Here is a 17,875-nt window from a genome sequence, read left to right as displayed (position 1 = left end):
CATGATGGCAGAAGAAAGTAGCCGCTTTTTGGAAAAAAGCGGCGCAAAAACTTTTGCTCCGCTGGAGCCATGGGCGTTGTCGGCGACAAAGCCCATGACCCAGAGTAATAAAGTTTTTTTGCTTCTTTTTGTTCACAAAAAGAAGTCCTTCCTTTCGTCTGCCCGCTGATGCGGCTCGTCCTTGGAGCCCTGGCGGCACTCACCGTTCTCCGCCTCATCCTCGCCGCGACGGTGCCGCTGACGCCGGACGAGACCTACTACTTCCTCTGGTCGCGGCATCTGCAGGCCGGCTATTACGACGCCCCCTCGATGGTGGCGGTCTGGATGCGCATCGGCACGTCTCTGCTGGGCGATAATCCGCTCGGCATCCGCCTATTGGGGCCGATTTCCGCAGGTTTCGGCACGCTGCTGCTGATGGATGCCGGCGAGCGCATGTTTCCGCATCGCCAGGCCGGGCTGATGGCCGCCGCCATGCTGAACGCGACGCTGATGGTCGGCGCCGGCTCCATCATCATGACGCCGGACACGCCGCTGATTTTTTTCTGGACCGCCGGGATCGCCGCCTTCGCCCGGCTGCTCGAGCATGAGAACCCGCGCTGGTGGCTGGCGGTGGGCGTGGCGGCGGGGCTGGCGCTGTATTCCAAATACACCGCTGCTTTGTTCGTCGCCGCTGCCTTCATCTGGATGATCACCGACGCCAAAGGCCGCGCCCGGCTGCGCACCCCCTGGCCGTGGGCCGCCATCCTGATCGCGCTCGCGATCTTCGCGCCGAATCTATGGTGGAACGGCACCCATGGCTGGGTGAGCTATCTGAAACAGGGCAGCCGCGTCGCCCATTTCGATGCCGCGCGTTCGTTGCAATTCCTCGGTGAGTTCCTGGGCGGCCAGCTCGCCTTGCTCACCCCGATCATTTTCGGCCTCGCCATTTGGGGCACCTGGCGGCTCGGCCGGGCGCCTTCCGCCGCCGCGCATCTGCTGGTCTGGATGACCGTGGTGCCGGGCGTGGTGTTCCTGGAACACGTGATCTCCGGCCGGGTGCAGCCCAACTGGGTGGCCATCATATACCCCTCCGCCTGCCTGGCGGCCGCCTCGCTCCCGATGGCCGATTTGCGCCGCTGGTTGAAACCGGCGCTGGGGCTGGGCTTCGCCCTCACCGCCATCGCCTATGCCCAGGCTTTGGCCGCCCCCTTTCCGCTGCGCGCCGGCGCCGATCCGACCGCCCTGCAGATGCGTGGCTTCGCCGGGCTCGTGGCGCAGGCGGCGGCGCGCCATCCGGCCTTCCTCACCTCGGACGATTACGCCACCGCCGCCATCCTCGCTTATTATGCGCCCCACGACATTCCCGTAGCCGGGTTCGATCCGCGCTGGCGCTATTTCGACTTCCCCGCGGCGCACCTGGCGAACCAGACCGGCATCCTGGTCACCCGCCGCAGCGGCACGCCGTGCGAGGCAGAAATCGGCACCGTGACCCGTCGCCGAGACGGACAGCCGATCCAGACCTACCGCTTGTGCCGCTTCACCGCTCCCGCCACAGGAGTTCTCCTCCCCCGTCCTTGAAAGGTCCTGCAAATGACGACAGCCTTCACGCCCCCCGCGCCTACGGATGTCCTTGATGCCGCCTCTCGCATTGCGGGACATGTCGTGCGCACACCGATGCTGCGCAATACCATGCTGGACCGCGTGAGCGGCGGCACCATCCTGGTCAAACCCGAGGTCCTGCAACGCACCGGCAGCTTCAAGCTGCGCGGCGCCACCAACGCGCTGTTGCGCCTGACGCCGGAACAGCGCGAAGCCGGCATCGTAACTTTCTCCTCCGGCAATCACGGCCAGGCCATCGCCTGCGCCGCCGCATCCCTCAACGCCGCCGCCACCATCGTCATGCCGGCCGACGCCCCGGCCATCAAACGCGACGCCACCGCCGCCTGGGGCGCGAAAATCGTAACCTATGACCGGATGACGGAAGACCGCGAGGCCATCGGCCACAAAATCCAGGCCGAGACCGGCGCCACCCTGATCCCGCCCTATGACCATAGGGATGTGATCGCCGGCCAGGGAACGCTGGCCCTGGAACTCGCCGCCGATGCCGAGGAGGCGGGCCTGAGCCTCGATTTCTTGCTGGCACCCGCCGGCGGCGGCGGGCTGATCGGCGGCTGCGCGCTGGCGCTGGCCGCCGTCTCTCCGGCGACGAAAATCTATGCCGTGGAGCCGCAAGGCTGGGACGATACCGGCCGCTCCCTCATCTCCGGCCGGCGCGAGAGCAACGACATGCAAGGCTCGAAACTCTGCGACGCGCTGCTGGCCGCCACCCCCGGCCAGCTCACCTTCCCCATCAACCAGAAATACCTCGCCGGCGGGTTCAGCGTCACGGATGATGAAGTCCGCGCCGCCCAGGCTTTCGCGGCCCGGCATCTGAAGCTGGTGGTGGAACCCGGCGGCGCCGTGGCGCTGGCGGCGCTGCTCGCAGGAAAGATCGACGCCAAGGGCAAAACGGTGGGGATTGTGCTCTCCGGCGGGAACGCAGATCTATAAAGCGAAGAAAGGACTACTTTTTGTGAACAAAAAGTAGCAAAAAAACTTTGTTATGCTGGGCCTGGGGCGTTGTCGGCGACGCAGCCCATGGCCCAGCCCCTTGGCGTTATGAACGTGCTTCATTAAACACGCAGCAATGTCCGACACCGCAGATACCGCCCGCTACGATTTCGCCACCGCCGAGCCGCACTGGCAGGCCGCCTGGGACCAGGCCGCCTGTTTCAAGGCCGAGGATGTCCCCACCTCCGGCCGGCCGAAATATTATGTTCTTGAAATGTTCCCGTACCCCTCCGGAAAAATCCATATGGGGCATGTGCGGAACTACACGCTGGGCGACGTGGTGGCGCGCTACAAGCGGGCGACAGGCTTCGACGTACTGCACCCGATGGGCTGGGACGCGTTCGGCCTGCCGGCGGAAAACGCCGCGCGCCAACGCAAGACCGACCCCGCCTCCTGGACCTATGCCAATATCGAGGCGATGCGCGGCGAGTTGAAACGCATGGGCCTGTCGCTCGACTGGTCGCGCGAATTCGCCACCTGCGATCCCGAATATTACGGCCAGCAGCAGAAACTTTTCCTGGATTTCTGGAAGGCCGGGCTGGTGGAGCGCCGGTCCTCCGCGGTGAACTGGGACCCGGTGGACAACACCGTGCTCGCCAACGAGCAGGTGATCGACGGCCGCGGCTGGCTCTCCGGCGCCCTGGTCGAAAAGAAATTCCTGGCCCAGTGGTTCTTGAAGATCACCGATTTTGCGCCGGAATTGCTGGCGGGGTTGAACGAGCTGCCGCGCTGGCCCGAGCGCGTCAAACTGATGCAGGAGAACTGGATCGGCCGGTCCGAGGGCGCGGAAGTCACCTTCGAGCTGACCCAGCCTGTCAACGGGCTGGACGGCATCACCGTGTATACCACGCGGCCGGACACGCTGTTCGGCATGTCCTTCCTCGCCATCGCCCCGGAACATCCCCTTGCCCAGGCGGTCGCGGCACAGAACCCAGAGGCCGCTGCCTTCATCCGCGCCTGCGCGGCACGCGGCACCTCCGAGGCAGCGATCGAATCCGCCGAGAAGGAAGGCTTCTTCACCGGGCTTTCCGTGGTCAACCCGTTCAACGGCCAAGCCTTCCCGGTCTGGATCGCGAATTTCGTGCTGATGGAATACGGCACCGGCGCGATCTTCGGCTGCCCCTGCGGCGACCAACGCGACTTCGAGTTCGCCCAAAAATACGACCTGCCGATCCCCATCGTCGTCGCCCCCAAGGATGCCGGGCCGGATTTCGCCCTGGAAGACAAGGCGTTCGATGGCGACGGCGTGATCGTCAACTCGGAATTCCTCAACGGGCTTGCCACCGGCGCCGCAAAATCCGCCGCCATCGCCCGGCTGGTGGAAATGGGCGTCGGCAAGTCAGTGGTGAACTGGCGCCTGCGCGACTGGGGCATCTCCCGCCAGCGCTATTGGGGCTGCCCGATTCCGGTGATCCATTGCGAGGCCTGCGGCGCGGTGCCCGTGCCGGCCGACCAGCTGCCGGTGACCCTGCCCAAGGACGTGACCTTCGACCGCCCCAGCAACCCGCTCGACCATCACCCGAGCTGGAAGCACGTGGCCTGCCCCGCCTGCAGCAGCCCCGCCACGCGCGAGACCGACACGTTCGACACGTTTATCGACAGCTCCTGGTATTTTGCCCGTTTCACCGCGCCACAGTCGGAAACCCCGACCAACCTTGCCGCAGCGAACCACTGGCTGCCGGTGGACCAGTATGTCGGCGGCATCGAGCATGCGATTTTGCATTTGCTCTACGCCCGCTTCTTCACCAAGGCGATGGAAAAGACCGGCCATGTCAGCGTGAAGGAACCCTTCGCCGGGCTGTTCACCCAGGGCATGGTGACGCACGAATCCTACAAGGATCCCGACGGCAACTGGCTCTACCCGGAAGAGGTGGTGAAAGCCGCCGACGGCAACGCCACGCATATCGAGACCGGCCTGCCCGTCACCGTCGGCCGCATCGAGAAAATGTCGAAGTCCAAGCGGAACACGGTGGACCCGGGCGTGATCATCGACCGCTTCGGCGCCGACACCGCGCGCTGGTTCGTACTCTCCGACAACCCGCCGGAGCGCGACGTGGAATGGACCGAGACCGGCGCGCAGGGCGCGTCCCGCTTCGTGCAGCGCGTGCACCGGCTGGCTGGCGTGATCGCCGCCGAACCGCGCGTGGCCGCGCCTGAGAGCTTCACCGGCGAGGCCAAGAAACTGCGCCAGCTCACCCACCGCGGCATCACCGCGGTGACCGAGGCGCTCAACACCTTCGCCTTCAACGTCGCCGTGGCCCGAATCTATGAGCTGGCCGGCGCCCTGGCCGCCGCCACGCCAACGGATGCGGCGCTGCTCTGGGCACGGTTCGAGGCGATGGACACCCTCGCCCATTTGGTCGCGCCGATGATGCCGCATCTGGGCGAGGAAATCTTCGCCAGACTGCATCCCGGCGCCGGGCTGGTCGCACAAAAATCCTGGCCGGTGGCGGACCCGGCGCTGCTGGAGGTGGACGAGGTCACCCTCGCCGTGCAGGTGAACGGCAAGCTCCGCAGCACCATCACCGTGCCTGCGGGCAACGACGCCGAAGCCAATATCGCCCTCGCCGCAGATGCAGTCTCGACAGCCTTGCAAGGTGCGACCATTGTAAAACGCATTCATGTGCCGGATAGGATCGTGAACTTTGTCGTCAAGGCTTAAACCGCTTCTGCTCTTGGCGCTGCTGCCCCTCGGGGCTTGCGGCTTCACGCCCCTCTACGGCCAGAGCGGCGACAGCACGGTGGCGGCGAAGCTCGACACCATCGATGTCCAGAACATCCCCGAACGCACCGGGCAGATGCTGCGCTTGGCCCTGCAGACCCAGCTCCATGCCGACGGCGCGCCGACCGAACAGCTCTACAGCCTGTCGGTGATTTACGGCCTCGGCGCCGCCAATGTCGGCGAGCAGGAGGACAGCTCCTTTACCCGCCAGCGCTTCAACGGGACCGCCAACTGGACACTGAGCCCGATCGGCACGCCCACCAAACCGCTGGCGCACGGTGTCGTCACCACCGAAGACGCGCTGAACATCATCGACCAGCAATATTTCGCGCTGCAGCTCGAGACCAGCACTGTGGACCAGCAGGTCGCCGACCAGCTGGCGGCGCAAATCACCAGCCAGGTCGCGACCTATTTCAAGACCCATCCGCAGTCTTGAAGAGAAGGAAGCGGCCGCTTTTTGAAAAAAGCGGCGCAAAAACTTCTTTTATGCTGGGTCATGGGCGTTGTCCCCGACACCGCCCATGACCCAGCATAGCAAAGTTTTTTTGCTACTTTTTGTTCACAAAAAGTAGCCTTCCTTCGCTTTCAAGTCATTCGCTCTAGAGGGACACGATGAAAATTGACGCCGGGAGGATCGACGGATTTATAAAAAATCCTTCGTCCCCGATCGTCCTGCTGTTCGGCCCGGATGCCGGGCTGGTGGCGGAACGCGGGCTCGCTCTGGTGCGGTCGGTCGACGGCGCGATGCACGACCCGTTCCGCTTCGCCGAATTGCAGAGTCCGGACGCGGAAACATTGCTCTCGGAAGCCACCGCCGCCTCGCTGACCGGCGGCCGTCGCGTCGTGCGCGTGCGCGATGCGCATGAAACGCTGCTGAAAGCGGTCGAAAGGCTCGCCAAAGCGCCGCTGGACGCGCTGGTAATCCTGGAGGCCGGCGAGCTCACCGGCAAATCGAAACTGCGCGCCGCCTGCGAGAAATCCACCGCCGCCGCTGCCATCGCCTGCTACGCCATCGACAGCGCGCGCCTGCCCCAGGCCGTGACCGCGCGGCTGCGGGCGAACAACATCGCCATCGACGCCGATGCCGCCGCCTGGGTCGCGGGCAACATTGCCGGCGAGGAAGGCCCGCTGCGCCAGGCGGTGGAGCTGCTCACCCTCTATGCCGGAAACGAGCCGCGCCTGACCCTGGCCGACGTCTCCGCCGCCCTCGCCGATGGCGGCGATGGCTCGATGCAGGACGCCGTGGACGCCACGCTCGGCGGCGACACGGCCGCGGTGGATCGCGCGCTGAGCCTGGCCTATGACGAAGGCGTCTCGCCGGTCGGCATTCTGCGGGTGCTGTTGAGCGAACTCGCGCGGCTGCGCGTCGCCGCCGGCAGCATCACCGAGGGCGCCTCAGTGGCCGAAGCCATGGCCGGCATGCGCCCGCCAGTGTTCTTCAAGCGCCAGAAACTGGTGACACAGGCCCTCTCGGTCTGGTCCCTGCCAGCGCTGACCGAGGCCATCCGCGCCGCCCTCACCGCGGAGACGGCCTGCAAGCAGACGCATACGCCCGACCAGGCCTATTGCCGCCAAACCATGCTGGGGCTCGCCAGCCGCGCCCGCAACGCTGCCCGCAGGGGGTGAAGGAAGCGGCCGCTTTTTGAAAAAAGCGGCGCAAAAACTTCTTTTATGCTGGGCCAGGGGCGCTGGCGCCGACGACGCCCATAGCCCAGATTAAAAAAGTTTTTTGCTTCTTTTTGGCGTATAATCCGCTGTTGGAGGGCGCCATGTTCGGCCAGATGTTCGTCGTCACCAGCCTCTGGTTTGTCGCTTTGGCGGTGGTGCAGTTTGCCGCCGCGGGCACGCTGGACTGGCCGCGCGGCTGGGCCTTTTTGCTGGAAATGGCTATTTTTTCCTACGGCATCGGCGCCTGGCTGGCGGTTTACGACCCGGAACTGCTCGAAAGCCGGCTGTTCTTCCGGGTGCGCAACAGCCCTGCGCCGGACCGCAAGCTACTGCCGGCCGCTTTGCCTGCCTTTCTCGCCTGGCTGGTGCTGATGGGCTTTGATGCGCGCCGCTTCGCCTGGTCGCATGTGCCTGCCGCGTTGGGCTGGCTGGGCGCGGCCTGCATCGCCCTGTGCATGGGCATCGCCGTCGCGACCTTCGCCTTCAACAGTTTCGCCGCTCCGCAACTGCGTATCCAGACGCAGCGAGCGCAACATGTCATCACCAGCGGGCCCTACGCGGTGGTGCGCCACCCGCTTTATGCCGGCGCGATCTTTTACTTCCTCGGCACGCCGCTGCTGCTCGGCTCCTGGTGGGGGCTGATCATGCTGCCGCTCGGGATGACCGCCCTCGCCTGGCGGATCGGCCGCGAGGAAGACATGCTGCGCACGGCCTTTCCGGATTACGATCGTTACGCCGCCCGCGTAAAATTCCGCCTGATCCCGGGTGTCTGGTAACGCTCCACGTGGAGCGCTACCGTTGCAGTCCCGGACCATACGCTCCACGTGGAGCATTTGTGCCGTGCCGCTTCCAACGCCCCTGACCCAGCACAAAAAAAGTTTTTGCGCCGCTTTTTTCAAAAAGCGGCCACTTCCTTACCTATTCAACAGCGCCAGCAGCGAATCCATCTGATCCAAATCGGCATAGTGCAAAACCACCGTGCCGCTCTTGCCGTTGAACTTGATCTGCACCCGCATGCCAAGCTTCTCGCCCAAGCTCTTCGCCAGCGCGTCGATCTCACTTTCCGTTCCGGCGTCACGGTGCTGCGCCTTCGCACCCCGCCCCAGCCGCGCCACCAGCTCCTCGGTTTGCCGCACCGAAAGATGCTTCTTCGCAATTTCCTGGGCGGCTTGCAGCGGATCGTCCAAGGTCAGCAACGCCCTGGCATGGCCAAAGCTCAGCTGCCCGTCTTTCACCATGTCCAGCACCTGCCTCGGCAGTTTCAGCATGCGCATGGCGTTGCCGATATGCGCGCGGGACTTGCCGAGCGCCTCGCCCAACCCTTCCTGCGTCATGTTGAACTCTTCGACCAGCCGCTTGTAGCCCTCGGCCTCCTCGACGGCGTTGAGGTCCTCGCGCTGCAGATTCTCCACCAGCCCGGCCGCCATGGCATCGGCGTTGCTCATCTCGCGCAGCAGCACCGGCACCTCGTGCAGCTGTGCGCGTTGCGCCGCGCGCCAGCGCCGCTCCCCGGCGATGATCTGATAATGCCCCGCTTTGTCCGGATTGGGGCGCACCAGCAGCGGCTGCAGAATGCCGCGTTGGGCGATCGAATCCGCCAATTCCGCCAGCGCTGTCTCGTCCATGTCCATACGCGGCTGGAACGGACTTGGCTCCAGCACGTCCACCGGCAGCACCTGCACGCCGGGCACGTTCACGCTTTGCGGCGCCGCCGCATCGCCCAGCAACGCTGCCAGGCCGCGGCCGAGCCGCTTGGTTTCCGTCCGTCCGCTCATGCCGCCACCTTCCGTGCCCGCGCCCGCTTCAAAAACTCTGCCGCCAAAGCCAGATAGGCCTGCGCCCCGGCCGAGCGGAAATCATAGAGCAACACCGGCACGCCATGGCTCGGCGCCTCGGTGATGCGAATGTTGCGGGGGATCGCCGTCTCAAACACGGCGGCCCCGAAATGACCGCGCACATCGGCGCTCACCTGTTCCGACAAATTGTTGCGCCGGTCGGTCATGGTCAGCACGATGCCCTCGATCTCCAGCGCCGGGTTCAGCCCGCGCTTCACCGCGTCGATCGTGCGCATCAGTTGGGAAATGCCTTCCAGTGCAAAAAACTCCGCCTGCAGCGGCACCAGCACCGCATCCGCCGCCACCAGCCCGTTCAGTGTCAGCAGCCCCAGCCCCGGCGGGCAGTCGATGAACACCGTATCCGCCTGGCAATGCGGCAGCAGCGCGTCGCGGAGCAGAAACTCCCGCCGCTCTTCCTGGCCGAATTCGAGGTCCGCACCGATCAGATCGGCCACCGCCGGCACCAGCGACAAATTCTCGACGCTGGTGTCCATTACCAGCTCCGGCAGCGTCGCCTCGCCGGAAAACAGCCCGTAAGTGCCGATCTTGCGCGCCCCCGGCGCGACGCCGAGCCCGGTGCTGGCATTGCCCTGCGGGTCGATATCCACCAGCAGCACCTTCTGGCCGCTCACCGCCAGCGCGCAGGCCAGGTTGATCGCCGTCGTGGTCTTGCCGACGCCGCCTTTCTGGTTGGCCACGGCAATGATCCGGGGACGTTTTTTAGCTTCCGACATGACGGATCTGGCTCACTTTCAGGATGCACGCATCGTCGGCCTGGGGCGACAAACGTTCAACCTCCATGTGCCAGAGCGCGCGCGCCGCCGTCAATTCAACTTCCGCCGTGCGGCCTTTCGGAAACAGGCAAACGCCCTCCGGGGCCAAATGCGGCACGGCGAGCCCCAGCAGCTTGTCCAGGGGTGCGAGCGCGCGCGCCGTGACCAGCGGCGCCGGCACGGTCTGCGCGCCCTCGATCCTGGTGTTCAACACCTTCACCTTGGCGCCGGTCTCGCGCGCCGCCTCCATCAGAAACGCCGCCTTGCGCGTATCGGATTCGATCAGCGTGAATTCGATGCCAGTTTCGATCGCCAGAACCATCCCCGGAAACCCCGCCCCTGAGCCGAGATCGATCGCCCGCGTAATCCCCGCCGGGAGATGCGGCAGCAGCAACAGCGAATCCTCGACATGCCGCGCCCATAGATGCGGCAGATCGTTCCGGCTGACGAGATTGATCTTCCCCGACCATTTCTCAACCAAAGCGATGAAGGTTTGCAGGCGTGCCTTTTCCATGCGGGCTGGTTAGCTCAGGCGCACTGCAGAAGGAAGCGGCCGCTTTTTAAAAAAAGCGGAGCAAAGTTTTTTTGCTACTTTTTGTTCACAAAAAGTAGTCTTCCTTGCCTACGCTGCCTTCCTCCGCTTCAGCGCGCCGAAAATCGCCCCCAGCGCGGCCGGGGTCATGCCCTCGATCCGCCCTGCCGCGCCCAGCGTTTCCGGCCGCACGCGTTCCAGTTTTTCGCGCAACTCCGCGGAAAGCCCGCCGACCGTGACATAATCGAAATTTTCCGCGATCAGCACGGCCTCATCGCGCTCGCGGGCGCGGATTTCCGCGTCCTGGCGATTGAGGTAGCCGGCATAATGCAGATCCGCGCGCAGAATTTCCGCGGCCCGGCTCTCCCCCTGCGGCTTGCCGCCCATCGCAGAAATTTCCTGCTCCAGCGCCGTAAACGCTGCCTGGCGCTCCGCCCTGACGATGGCCCAGCCCAGCCCCAGCGGGGTCAGGCGCAATTCGGCATTATCGGCACGCAGCTTCAGCCGGTATTCGGCGCGCGACGTGAACATCCGGTAAGGCTCGGTCACCCCTTGCGTCACCAGATCGTCGATCAGCACGCCGATATAGGCGTCGGCACGGCCGAGTTTCGCCGCCGTGCCGCCGCCCGCCGCCCGCGCCGCGTTCAGCCCCGCCATCAGCCCCTGCGCCGCCGCCTCCTCATAGCCCGTCGTGCCGTTGATCTGCCCAGCCAGATACAGGCCGGGCAGTTTCTTCACCTGCAAATCGTGCCCCAGCGCGCGCGGGTCGACGTAATCATATTCCACCGCATAGCCCGGCCGCAGGATCACCGCCCGTTCCAACCCCGGAATGGAGTGGACCAGCAATTCCTGAACATCCGCCGGCAGCGAGGTGGAAATGCCGTTTGGGTACACCGTGTCGTCATCCAACCCTTCCGGCTCCAGAAAGATCTGGTGCCCCGGCTTCTCGGCGAAACGCACCACCTTGTCCTCGATGGACGGGCAATACCGCGGCCCGCGCCCGGCGATGTTGCCGCCATAGACCGCGGATTTATGGATGTTCGCGCGGATGATCTCGTGGGTACGTTCGGTCGTGCCGGTGATGCCACAGGAAATCTGCGGATTGGCGGCCGCGCGGGTCAGGCTTGAGAAAAACCCCGGCGGGTCCTCACCCTTGTCTTCCGCGAGACCGGCCCAGTCGATCGTTTTGCCGTCCAGACGCGGCGGCGTGCCGGTCTTCAGCCGCCCCAGCGGCAATTCCAGACGGCGCAGATCATCGGCCAAACTCACCGCAGCCGCATCGCCGATCCGCCCGCCTTCGCGCATCTCTGGTCCAAAATGCAGCACACCGCGCAAAAAGGTTCCGGTCGTGAGCACCACAGCCGCGCAAGCAATCTCGCTTCCATCGGCCAGACTCACACCATTCAGCCGCCCCGACGCATCACGACGCAGCCCCGCCGCCTCGCCTTCCAGCACCGTAAGGTTCTGCTGCGCCGCCAGCAGCGCCTGCATGGCGTTGCGGTACAGTTTCCGGTCCGCCTGCGCGCGCGGCCCGCGCACCGCCGGCCCCTTGCCGCGATTCAGCAGCTTGAAATGAATGCACGCGGCATCCGCGGCCTTGCCCATCAGCCCGTCCAGCGCGTCAATCTCGCGCACCAGATGCCCCTTGCCGATGCCGCCAATCGCCGGATTGCAGGACATCTCCCCCAGCCGGTCCGCCCGATGGGTGACAAGCAGCGTGCGCGCGCCGAACCGGGCGGAAGCCGCCGCCGCCTCGCAGCCGGCATGGCCGCCGCCGATGATGATCACGTCGTAATTCATGGGCGCGTCTTAGCGAATCTGGCGGGAAAAAGCGAAGGATTTAAGGCCAGGGCTCTGCCCTGGACCCGCTGGGGCCGAAAGGCCCCAGACCCCGAATTATTTTTTATCAAATTGCTCCAAGGACGCTGCGTGGGGTAGTCTGTTGCTTCGCCAAATCAAAACCATGGAGGAGACGACAAATGTCCGAGGGCCACGGCAAATTCGTTTGGTATGAACTACTCACCACCGACACGGCACAAGCGGGAAAGTTCTACGGCACGGTCATTGGCTGGGAAGCGAAGGACGCCAGCATCCCCGGCATCCCCTACACCCTGCTCTCCATCGGCGATGATTCCGCCGCCGGCTTAATGGAAATGCCCGACGCCCTGCGCAGCACAGGCGCAAAACCGGTCTGGCTCGGCTATGTCGGGGTGGACGATGTGGACAAAACCGCCTCCCTGGCCGCCGAGAAAGGTGCGACCGTACACAAAGCCCCCGAAGACATTCCCAATGTCGGCCGCTTCGCCGTCCTCGCCGATCCGCAAGGCGCGCTCTTCGCCTTGTTCAAATCCCGCCCCGGCGAACCCTCCGGCCCGCCGCAGCTGCGCAGCCCAGGCCATGGCGGCTGGCACGAGCTGATGGCGGCGGACGCGCAAGCCGCCTTCACCTTCTACTCAACCCTGTTCGGCTGGACCAAGGCCGAGGCCATCGATATGGGCCCAATGGGCACCTACCAGATCTTCGCCCATAACGGCACGGCAATCGGCGGCATGATGGCCTGCCCGCCATCCCAGGCCCCGACCGGCTGGACCTATTATTTCAACGTCCGAGACATTCAGGACACACTCAACCGCATCAAATCCGCCAGCGGCACAGTGCAGATGGGCCCGCAGGAAGTGCCCGGCGGCAGCTGGATCATCCAGGGAATCGACCCCCAAGGCGGCCGCTTCGCCGTAGTCGCGCCACCGGCGGGGTAAAGGAAAGTGGGCCTGAGGCGTTGTCCACAACAACGCCCACGGCCCAAATTAATAAAGTTTTTTTGCTTCTTTTTGTTCACAAAAAGAAGTCTTTTACTTCCCTATACAGAAGCCCGAAAACACCGCGTCGAGAATCTCTTCCACACCAATCTGGCCGGTGAGCCGCGCCAAAGCATGCGCGGCGCTCCGCAATTCCTCGCCGCGCAGTTCCGGCTCCTCGTTCGCCAGCGCCCGGTCCAGCGCCTGGGCCGTGTCGCGCACGCAGGCTATCTGCCGCGGCCGGCTCAGCGCTGCGGCGCCCTTCGTATCCGTGAGCCGTGCGGCGATGTCTGTCAGACGCGTACGCAACGCCGCCATCCCTGCGCCGTTCGCGGCCGACACCGCGAGATCCGCCACTGACTTAACGAGCAGATCCGCCTTGGTCACCACCCGCAAGACCTCAATTCCCTGCGGCACGTCCAAAAATTCCGGGTTTGGTGCAGCGGCGACGGCGATGATCAGGTCCGCCTTTGCCGCACGGTGTCGGGCCCGGCGCACGCCCTCGGCCTCGATCTCATCTTCCGTGTCGCGCAGCCCCGCCGTGTCGGTCAGATGCACCGGCACGCCGCCGAAATCGACCCTGGTCCCGACAATGTCGCGTGTGGTGCCGGGAATGGCGGAGACGATGGCGACATCCTCCCCGGCCAGCTCGTTCATCAGTGTCGACTTGCCGGCATTCGGCGGGCCCAGGATGACGAATTCCAGCCCCTCGCGCAGCCGTTCCGCCGCCGGGGCAGCCGCCAGGGCCCGGTACATTTCCTTGGCCAGTGCGGCGATGCGCCCCAATAAACGGGCCTCGACTTCCTGCGGCAGATCCTCGTCCGGAAAGTCGATCAGCGCCTCCTGCTGCGCCATCACCTGCCTCAGTTCCTCCCGCCAGCGCGCGCAGGATTGCTGCAACGCGCCCGCCCCTTCGACCGCCAAGCGACGCTGCGCCTCGGTCTCGGCGGCGATGAGATCCGCCATGGCCTCGGCTTCGAGCAGATCCAGCCTTCCGTTGAGATGCGCGCGGCGGGAAAATTCGCCCGGCTCGGCAGGGCGCGCGCCCGCGGCGATCAGCGCCTCGCTCACCGCCGCCAGCACCGCCCGGCCGCCATGCAGCGAAAGTTCCGCGCAATCCTCGCCGGTAAAACTGTTTGGTCCCGGAAACGTGACAACGAGCGCGGTATCCAGCAGCCGCCCCCGCCAGACCAGCTTGCGCAAACCGGCATGGCGCGGCGGGGCCAAGTTTTTCGCCAGCGCCGCAGTGATCGCCAACGCCGCCGGCCCCGAAAGCCGCAACACCGTCACCGCCCCACCGCGCCCCGTGATCGGCGCAAAAATCGTATCCATCATATACCTATAGAAGAGAGCGGCCGCTTTTTAAAAAAAGCGGCGCAAAAATTTTTATTACGCTGGGCCATGGGCGTTGTCGGCGACAAAGCCCGTGGCCCAGTATAGCAAAGTTTTTTTGCTACTTTTTGTTCACAAAAAGTAGTCTTCTCTTACCTTAAATAACGCGCCGTTAGATGCCTCTCGAACGCCGCGGGATTCAGTTTTTCTCCTGTTGCTTCCTGCAACAATTCGTTGAACCCCAACCGCGATCCATTGTTATGGATGCGCGCGGAGAGCCAGGTGACGAGGCTTGAGAGATCGCCGCGGCGCAGGCCCTCATCGAGCTCCGGCAAAGCCTGCCGCGCCGCTGCCATGAGCTGGGCCGCCGCCATCGCGCCAAGCGTGTAGGAGGGGAAATAACCCACCAGCCCGTCATACCAATGGATGTCCTGCAGGCAGCCCTGGCGGTCATCGGGCGGGGTGATACCCAGCAGGGACGTAAACCCGTCATTCCAGGCTCCGGGCAGGTCGGCGACGGCGAGGTCACCGGAGATCAGCGCCTGCTCCAGGCGGAAGCGCAGGATCACATGCGCCGGATAGGTCATCTCGTCGGCCTCGACGCGGATAAAGCTACGCTCCACGTGGCGCAAACGGCGCTTCAGCGCCGCTTCGCTGACGGGTTTGCCGAACGCCTCGTTCAGGAGCGGGGCGAGATAGGCGAGATAGGCGTCGGAGCGCACCGCCTGCATCTCGACGATCAGCGACTGGCTTTCATGCGTCGCCATGCCCGCCGCCTCGCCCACCGGCTGGCGCTGAAACGCGCGCGGCAGGTTCTGCTCGTAGAGCGCGTGGCCGGTCTCGTGCAGCACGCCGCAGATGGCGGAGAGCGGGTCCATCTCGTCATAGCGCGTGGTGATGCGCACATCGGTCGGCGTGCCGCCGCAGAACGGATGGGCCGAGCGGTCCAGCCGCGCATGGGCGAAGTTCAGCCCGGCGGCTTGCGCCAGGCGGCGGCAGAGCGCCTCCTGGATGTCGGCCGGGTAAGGGCCTTGCGGCAGGGGCTCGTGGCTCTGACGGCGCTGGCGTTCTTCCGCCGCGGGCAAAGCGGTTTGCAAAAACTGCTCGTAATTGGCGAAGACCGGCGCCACGTCGGCGGCACCGATGCCGCGCTGGTACTGGCTCATCAGCGCGTCATAGGGCGAGAGGCCCAGCGTCTCCCCCAATATTTCGGCACCTTCCCTTGTGAGGGCGAACACCTCCTCCAGAGCGGCGCGGACGGAGGGAAAGTCAGAGGTCGGACGGGCCTCACGCCACAGCATCTCGCAGCGGCTGGTGGCCAAAGCACGGGCTTCCACCAGGCGGCGCGGCAGAACGCTGGCGCGCTGGTGCGCCTCCCGCATCAAATGCAGGTTCTGCGCGTGCCATTCGTCGTTCGGCGCTTCGGCGGCGGCGAGGTCGTCGGCGATCGCCGGCGCGGTCAGCAGTTCGTGCGACAGCCCGGCCAGGGTCGAAATCTGCTCGCCCCGCGCCGCCCCGCCGCCCGCCGGCATCATCGCCGCGGCGTCCCAGCCGAGCATGGAGGCGGCCTCGTTCAAGGTCGCGATGCGGGCGAATTGTTCGGTCAGACGTTGGTAAGCGGTCATAAATCCAGCAGCCTTTTGCGCGCGAAGAAGATGAATTCGAAGATCAGGACCAGCGCGAAGCCGAACCAGGTCAAGGCATATTCGTAGTGGTTATTGGGCGGTGTCGGCAATGACTGGGCGGGCTGCGGTGCCATGCTCCCGGGCGGCGGCTTCGGCCCCATACTGATGAGAATATAGGGCGCGACGGTGAGCCCCATGCCGGCACCGATCTTCTGCGGGTCGAACGTGTAATACAGCCCCTGCCCCGGATCATCCGTGCCCGCGAACCAGCCCGGCGCGATCGGCGCGTGCAGATAGCCGACCGCCTCGGTCAGCCCCGGCGGCTCGGCGCGCGGCACGGGGAGAACCTGCGGCACCCAGCCGAGATCGACCAGCACCACCTGCCCGTTCGGCCGCCGCAACGGCATGATGAGCTCGCCGCCCGGCACCGGGCCGTTCGGGCTATCGTGCACCTCATCGCCATACAGAGCCGCCTTCCCCGGAATCCAACTGCCGGCAATGGAAACCTTCTCGAACGGGGTGGGATGTTCCGGCAGCGGTATCGGCGCGGAAATCTCCGCCTGATGGATGGCGGCGAGAATGCCCTCCTTCCATTTCAGCCGCTGCAACTGCCAGACGCCAAGCGCGATCAGCAGCCAGAAGGTAACGAAGGCGGTGATGCCTGGTGCGACCAGCCGGCGCCAGTTCAAAGGCAAGCGGCCGCTTTTTAAAAAAAGCGGCGCAAAAATTTTTGTTCCGCTGGGCCATGGGCGTTGGCGGCGCCAAAGCCCATGGCCCAAAGGAGCAAAAAACTTCTTTTTGTTCACAAAAAGAAGCCTTCCCTTCGCTTACCCGGCGACAATGGCGCTGCGGCCCAGATAGTAGATGCAGACGAACAGGAACAGCCACACCACGTCCACGAAATGCCAGTACCAGGCGGCCGCCTCGAAGCCGAAATGCCGCTGCGGCGTGAACTGCCCCTTCATCGCCCGGAACAGACACACGGTGAGGAAGCAGGTGCCGACGATCACGTGAAAGCCATGAAAGCCGGTGGCGATGAAAAAGGCCGAGGGAAAAACGCCACCGTGATAAAACGGGAACGGCGAGTGCGTGTATTCCCAGGCCTGGCCGCACAGGAACATCAGGCCGAGCATGACGGTCAGCGCCAGGCCGCGCACCGTGTTACGGTTGTCGCCCTCGATCAGCGCATGATGCGCCCAGGTGATGGTGGTGCCGGAGAGCAGCAGCGTCATCGTGTTGAACAGCGGGATCGCGTACGGGTCGATGGTCGTGACCCCCTGCGGCGGCCAGACTGCGGCGAAGGCCGTGCCCATTTTGTCGGGGAAGAAGAAGTAATTAAAATAGTTCCAGAAGAACGAGACGAAGAACATCACCTCCGAGGTGATGAACAGCGCCATGCCGTAGCGCATGCCGATCTGCGTGATCAGCTTGTGCAAGCCGGGCGTGCGAGATTCCATGATCACGTCCCGCCACCAGACATACATGGTGGCGACCGCCCCGACGAAGCCGATGCCGAGCACGACATAGTTGCCGAAATGCGCGGCGAAAATGATGCCGGCGGCGATCAGCATCGCCGAAGCCGCGCCGCACAGCGGCCAGATGCTGGGCGTGACCAGATGATACGGATGCGGCACCGTGGCCTTGATCTGCTCCGTCGCCGTCTGGGTTGAGCTGCTCATCGTATCCCCCTTGTTCCCGCATCCTGTCTCGAACGCTTTTTTGGACCCGCCCTACATCGTCACCACATCGTCCCGTATTCGTGCAGTTTCACCAGCGCGACGGCGTAAATCACCAGGCAGAAGCCCCCCAAGGCGGCGAGGAGCAAAAAATTGCGGCCGCGGCGGCGGCGGATGAATTCCGCGCGCTCCGCCGCCGTCCAGTTCGTTGCCACCAGCTCCGTGCGGGGCATACGGTCAGCCATCAAAGGAGCCGATCCGCGGCGCAGGCGCTGAACAGGATGAACAGATACAGGATCGAGTATTTGAACGCGGCGCGGGCCGGCGC

The 17,875-nt window shown here is 64.8% G+C and carries 17 protein-coding genes; 8 read left to right on the top strand and 9 right to left on the bottom strand.

The window, feature by feature from the left end; all coding sequences use genetic code 11:
* The first annotated feature begins 1 nt into the window (after position 1).
* The 7 genes from VGG47_RS02930 (at position 2) to VGG47_RS02900 (ending at position 7,755) form a co-directional block, all read left to right on the top strand.
* Positions 2-169, top strand: a complete 168-nt coding sequence (locus VGG47_RS02930; protein WP_331535370.1) for a hypothetical protein — start codon at positions 2-4, stop codon at positions 167-169.
* Positions 169-1,557, top strand: a complete 1,389-nt coding sequence (locus tag VGG47_RS02925) for a glycosyltransferase family 39 protein (RefSeq protein WP_331535369.1) — start codon at positions 169-171, stop codon at positions 1,555-1,557. Before VGG47_RS02930 ends, VGG47_RS02925 begins: the two co-directional genes overlap by 1 nt.
* Positions 1,558-1,569: 12 nt before the next feature.
* Positions 1,570-2,529, top strand: coding sequence for a threonine/serine dehydratase (locus VGG47_RS02920; protein WP_331535368.1), 960 nt, complete (start codon positions 1,570-1,572; stop codon positions 2,527-2,529).
* 136 nt (positions 2,530-2,665) lie between these two features.
* Complete coding sequence (gene leuS / locus VGG47_RS02915; protein ID WP_331535367.1) at positions 2,666-5,251, top strand: leucine--tRNA ligase; 2,586 nt, start codon at positions 2,666-2,668, stop codon at positions 5,249-5,251.
* The gene (locus VGG47_RS02910) at positions 5,235-5,747 is read left to right on the top strand and encodes a hypothetical protein (protein WP_331535366.1); all 513 of its coding nucleotides are present in this window, start codon (positions 5,235-5,237) and stop codon (positions 5,745-5,747) included. Before leuS ends, VGG47_RS02910 begins: the two co-directional genes overlap by 17 nt.
* A gap of 176 nt (positions 5,748-5,923) precedes the next feature.
* The gene (gene holA, locus VGG47_RS02905; protein ID WP_331535365.1) at positions 5,924-6,937 is read left to right on the top strand and encodes a DNA polymerase III subunit delta; all 1,014 of its coding nucleotides are present in this window, start codon (positions 5,924-5,926) and stop codon (positions 6,935-6,937) included.
* Between the two features lie 143 nt (positions 6,938-7,080).
* Positions 7,081-7,755 (top strand): methyltransferase family protein, encoded by a 675-nt coding sequence (locus VGG47_RS02900; RefSeq protein WP_331535364.1) that lies wholly within the window; start codon positions 7,081-7,083, stop codon positions 7,753-7,755.
* A gap of 138 nt (positions 7,756-7,893) precedes the next feature.
* On the opposite strand, the gene VGG47_RS02895 is transcribed toward VGG47_RS02900, so the two are convergent.
* The 4 genes from VGG47_RS02895 to mnmG all read right to left on the bottom strand — a co-directional run bounded on the left by VGG47_RS02895 (position 7,894) and on the right by mnmG (position 11,919).
* On the bottom strand, positions 7,894-8,754 hold the full coding sequence (locus tag VGG47_RS02895) for a ParB/RepB/Spo0J family partition protein (RefSeq protein ID WP_331535363.1): 861 nt from the start codon (positions 8,752-8,754) through the stop codon (positions 7,894-7,896).
* On the bottom strand, positions 8,751-9,548 hold the full coding sequence (locus VGG47_RS02890; RefSeq protein ID WP_331535362.1) for a ParA family protein: 798 nt from the start codon (positions 9,546-9,548) through the stop codon (positions 8,751-8,753). The genes VGG47_RS02895 and VGG47_RS02890 overlap by 4 nt, the downstream gene beginning before the upstream one ends.
* Complete coding sequence (gene rsmG / locus VGG47_RS02885; RefSeq protein ID WP_331535361.1) at positions 9,535-10,101, bottom strand: 16S rRNA (guanine(527)-N(7))-methyltransferase RsmG; 567 nt, start codon at positions 10,099-10,101, stop codon at positions 9,535-9,537. The genes VGG47_RS02890 and rsmG overlap by 14 nt, the downstream gene beginning before the upstream one ends.
* A 108-nt stretch (positions 10,102-10,209) precedes the next feature.
* Positions 10,210-11,919, bottom strand: a complete 1,710-nt coding sequence (gene mnmG, locus VGG47_RS02880; RefSeq protein WP_331535360.1) for a tRNA uridine-5-carboxymethylaminomethyl(34) synthesis enzyme MnmG — start codon at positions 11,917-11,919, stop codon at positions 10,210-10,212.
* 179 nt (positions 11,920-12,098) lie between these two features.
* Here mnmG and VGG47_RS02875 point away from each other — a divergent pair, with 179 nt between their 5' ends.
* Positions 12,099-12,875: a VOC family protein gene (locus VGG47_RS02875; RefSeq protein WP_331535359.1), complete on the top strand. Its 777-nt coding sequence runs from the start codon at positions 12,099-12,101 to the stop codon at positions 12,873-12,875.
* Positions 12,876-12,968: 93 nt separating this feature from the next.
* Here the strand turns inward: VGG47_RS02875 and mnmE are convergent, their stop codons facing one another.
* The 5 genes from mnmE to VGG47_RS02850 all read right to left on the bottom strand — a co-directional run bounded on the left by mnmE (position 12,969) and on the right by VGG47_RS02850 (position 17,792).
* Positions 12,969-14,249 carry a tRNA uridine-5-carboxymethylaminomethyl(34) synthesis GTPase MnmE gene (gene mnmE, locus VGG47_RS02870; RefSeq protein WP_331535358.1) on the bottom strand — a complete coding sequence of 427 codons (1,281 nt, stop codon included), beginning with the start codon at positions 14,247-14,249 and terminating at the stop codon, positions 12,969-12,971.
* Positions 14,250-14,398: 149 nt separating this feature from the next.
* Positions 14,399-15,871, bottom strand: a complete 1,473-nt coding sequence (locus VGG47_RS02865) for a carboxypeptidase M32 (RefSeq protein ID WP_331535357.1) — start codon at positions 15,869-15,871, stop codon at positions 14,399-14,401.
* Entirely contained in the window at positions 15,868-16,566 is a 699-nt protein-coding gene (locus tag VGG47_RS02860) for an SURF1 family protein (protein WP_331535356.1), read from the bottom strand. Before VGG47_RS02860 ends, VGG47_RS02865 begins: the two co-directional genes overlap by 4 nt.
* A gap of 132 nt (positions 16,567-16,698) precedes the next feature.
* Complete coding sequence (locus tag VGG47_RS02855) at positions 16,699-17,550, bottom strand: cytochrome c oxidase subunit 3 (protein WP_331535355.1); 852 nt, start codon at positions 17,548-17,550, stop codon at positions 16,699-16,701.
* Between the two features lie 59 nt (positions 17,551-17,609).
* Complete coding sequence (locus VGG47_RS02850) at positions 17,610-17,792, bottom strand: hypothetical protein (RefSeq protein ID WP_331535354.1); 183 nt, start codon at positions 17,790-17,792, stop codon at positions 17,610-17,612.
* Between the last annotated feature and the right edge of the window lie 83 nt (positions 17,793-17,875).

Source organism: Acidocella sp. (genome assembly GCF_036489515.1).
Classification (GTDB): Bacteria; Pseudomonadota; Alphaproteobacteria; order Acetobacterales; family Acetobacteraceae; genus Acidocella.
The sequence above is the reverse complement of the archived record's forward strand: the minus strand, read 5'-3'. Positions and strand labels throughout refer to the sequence as shown.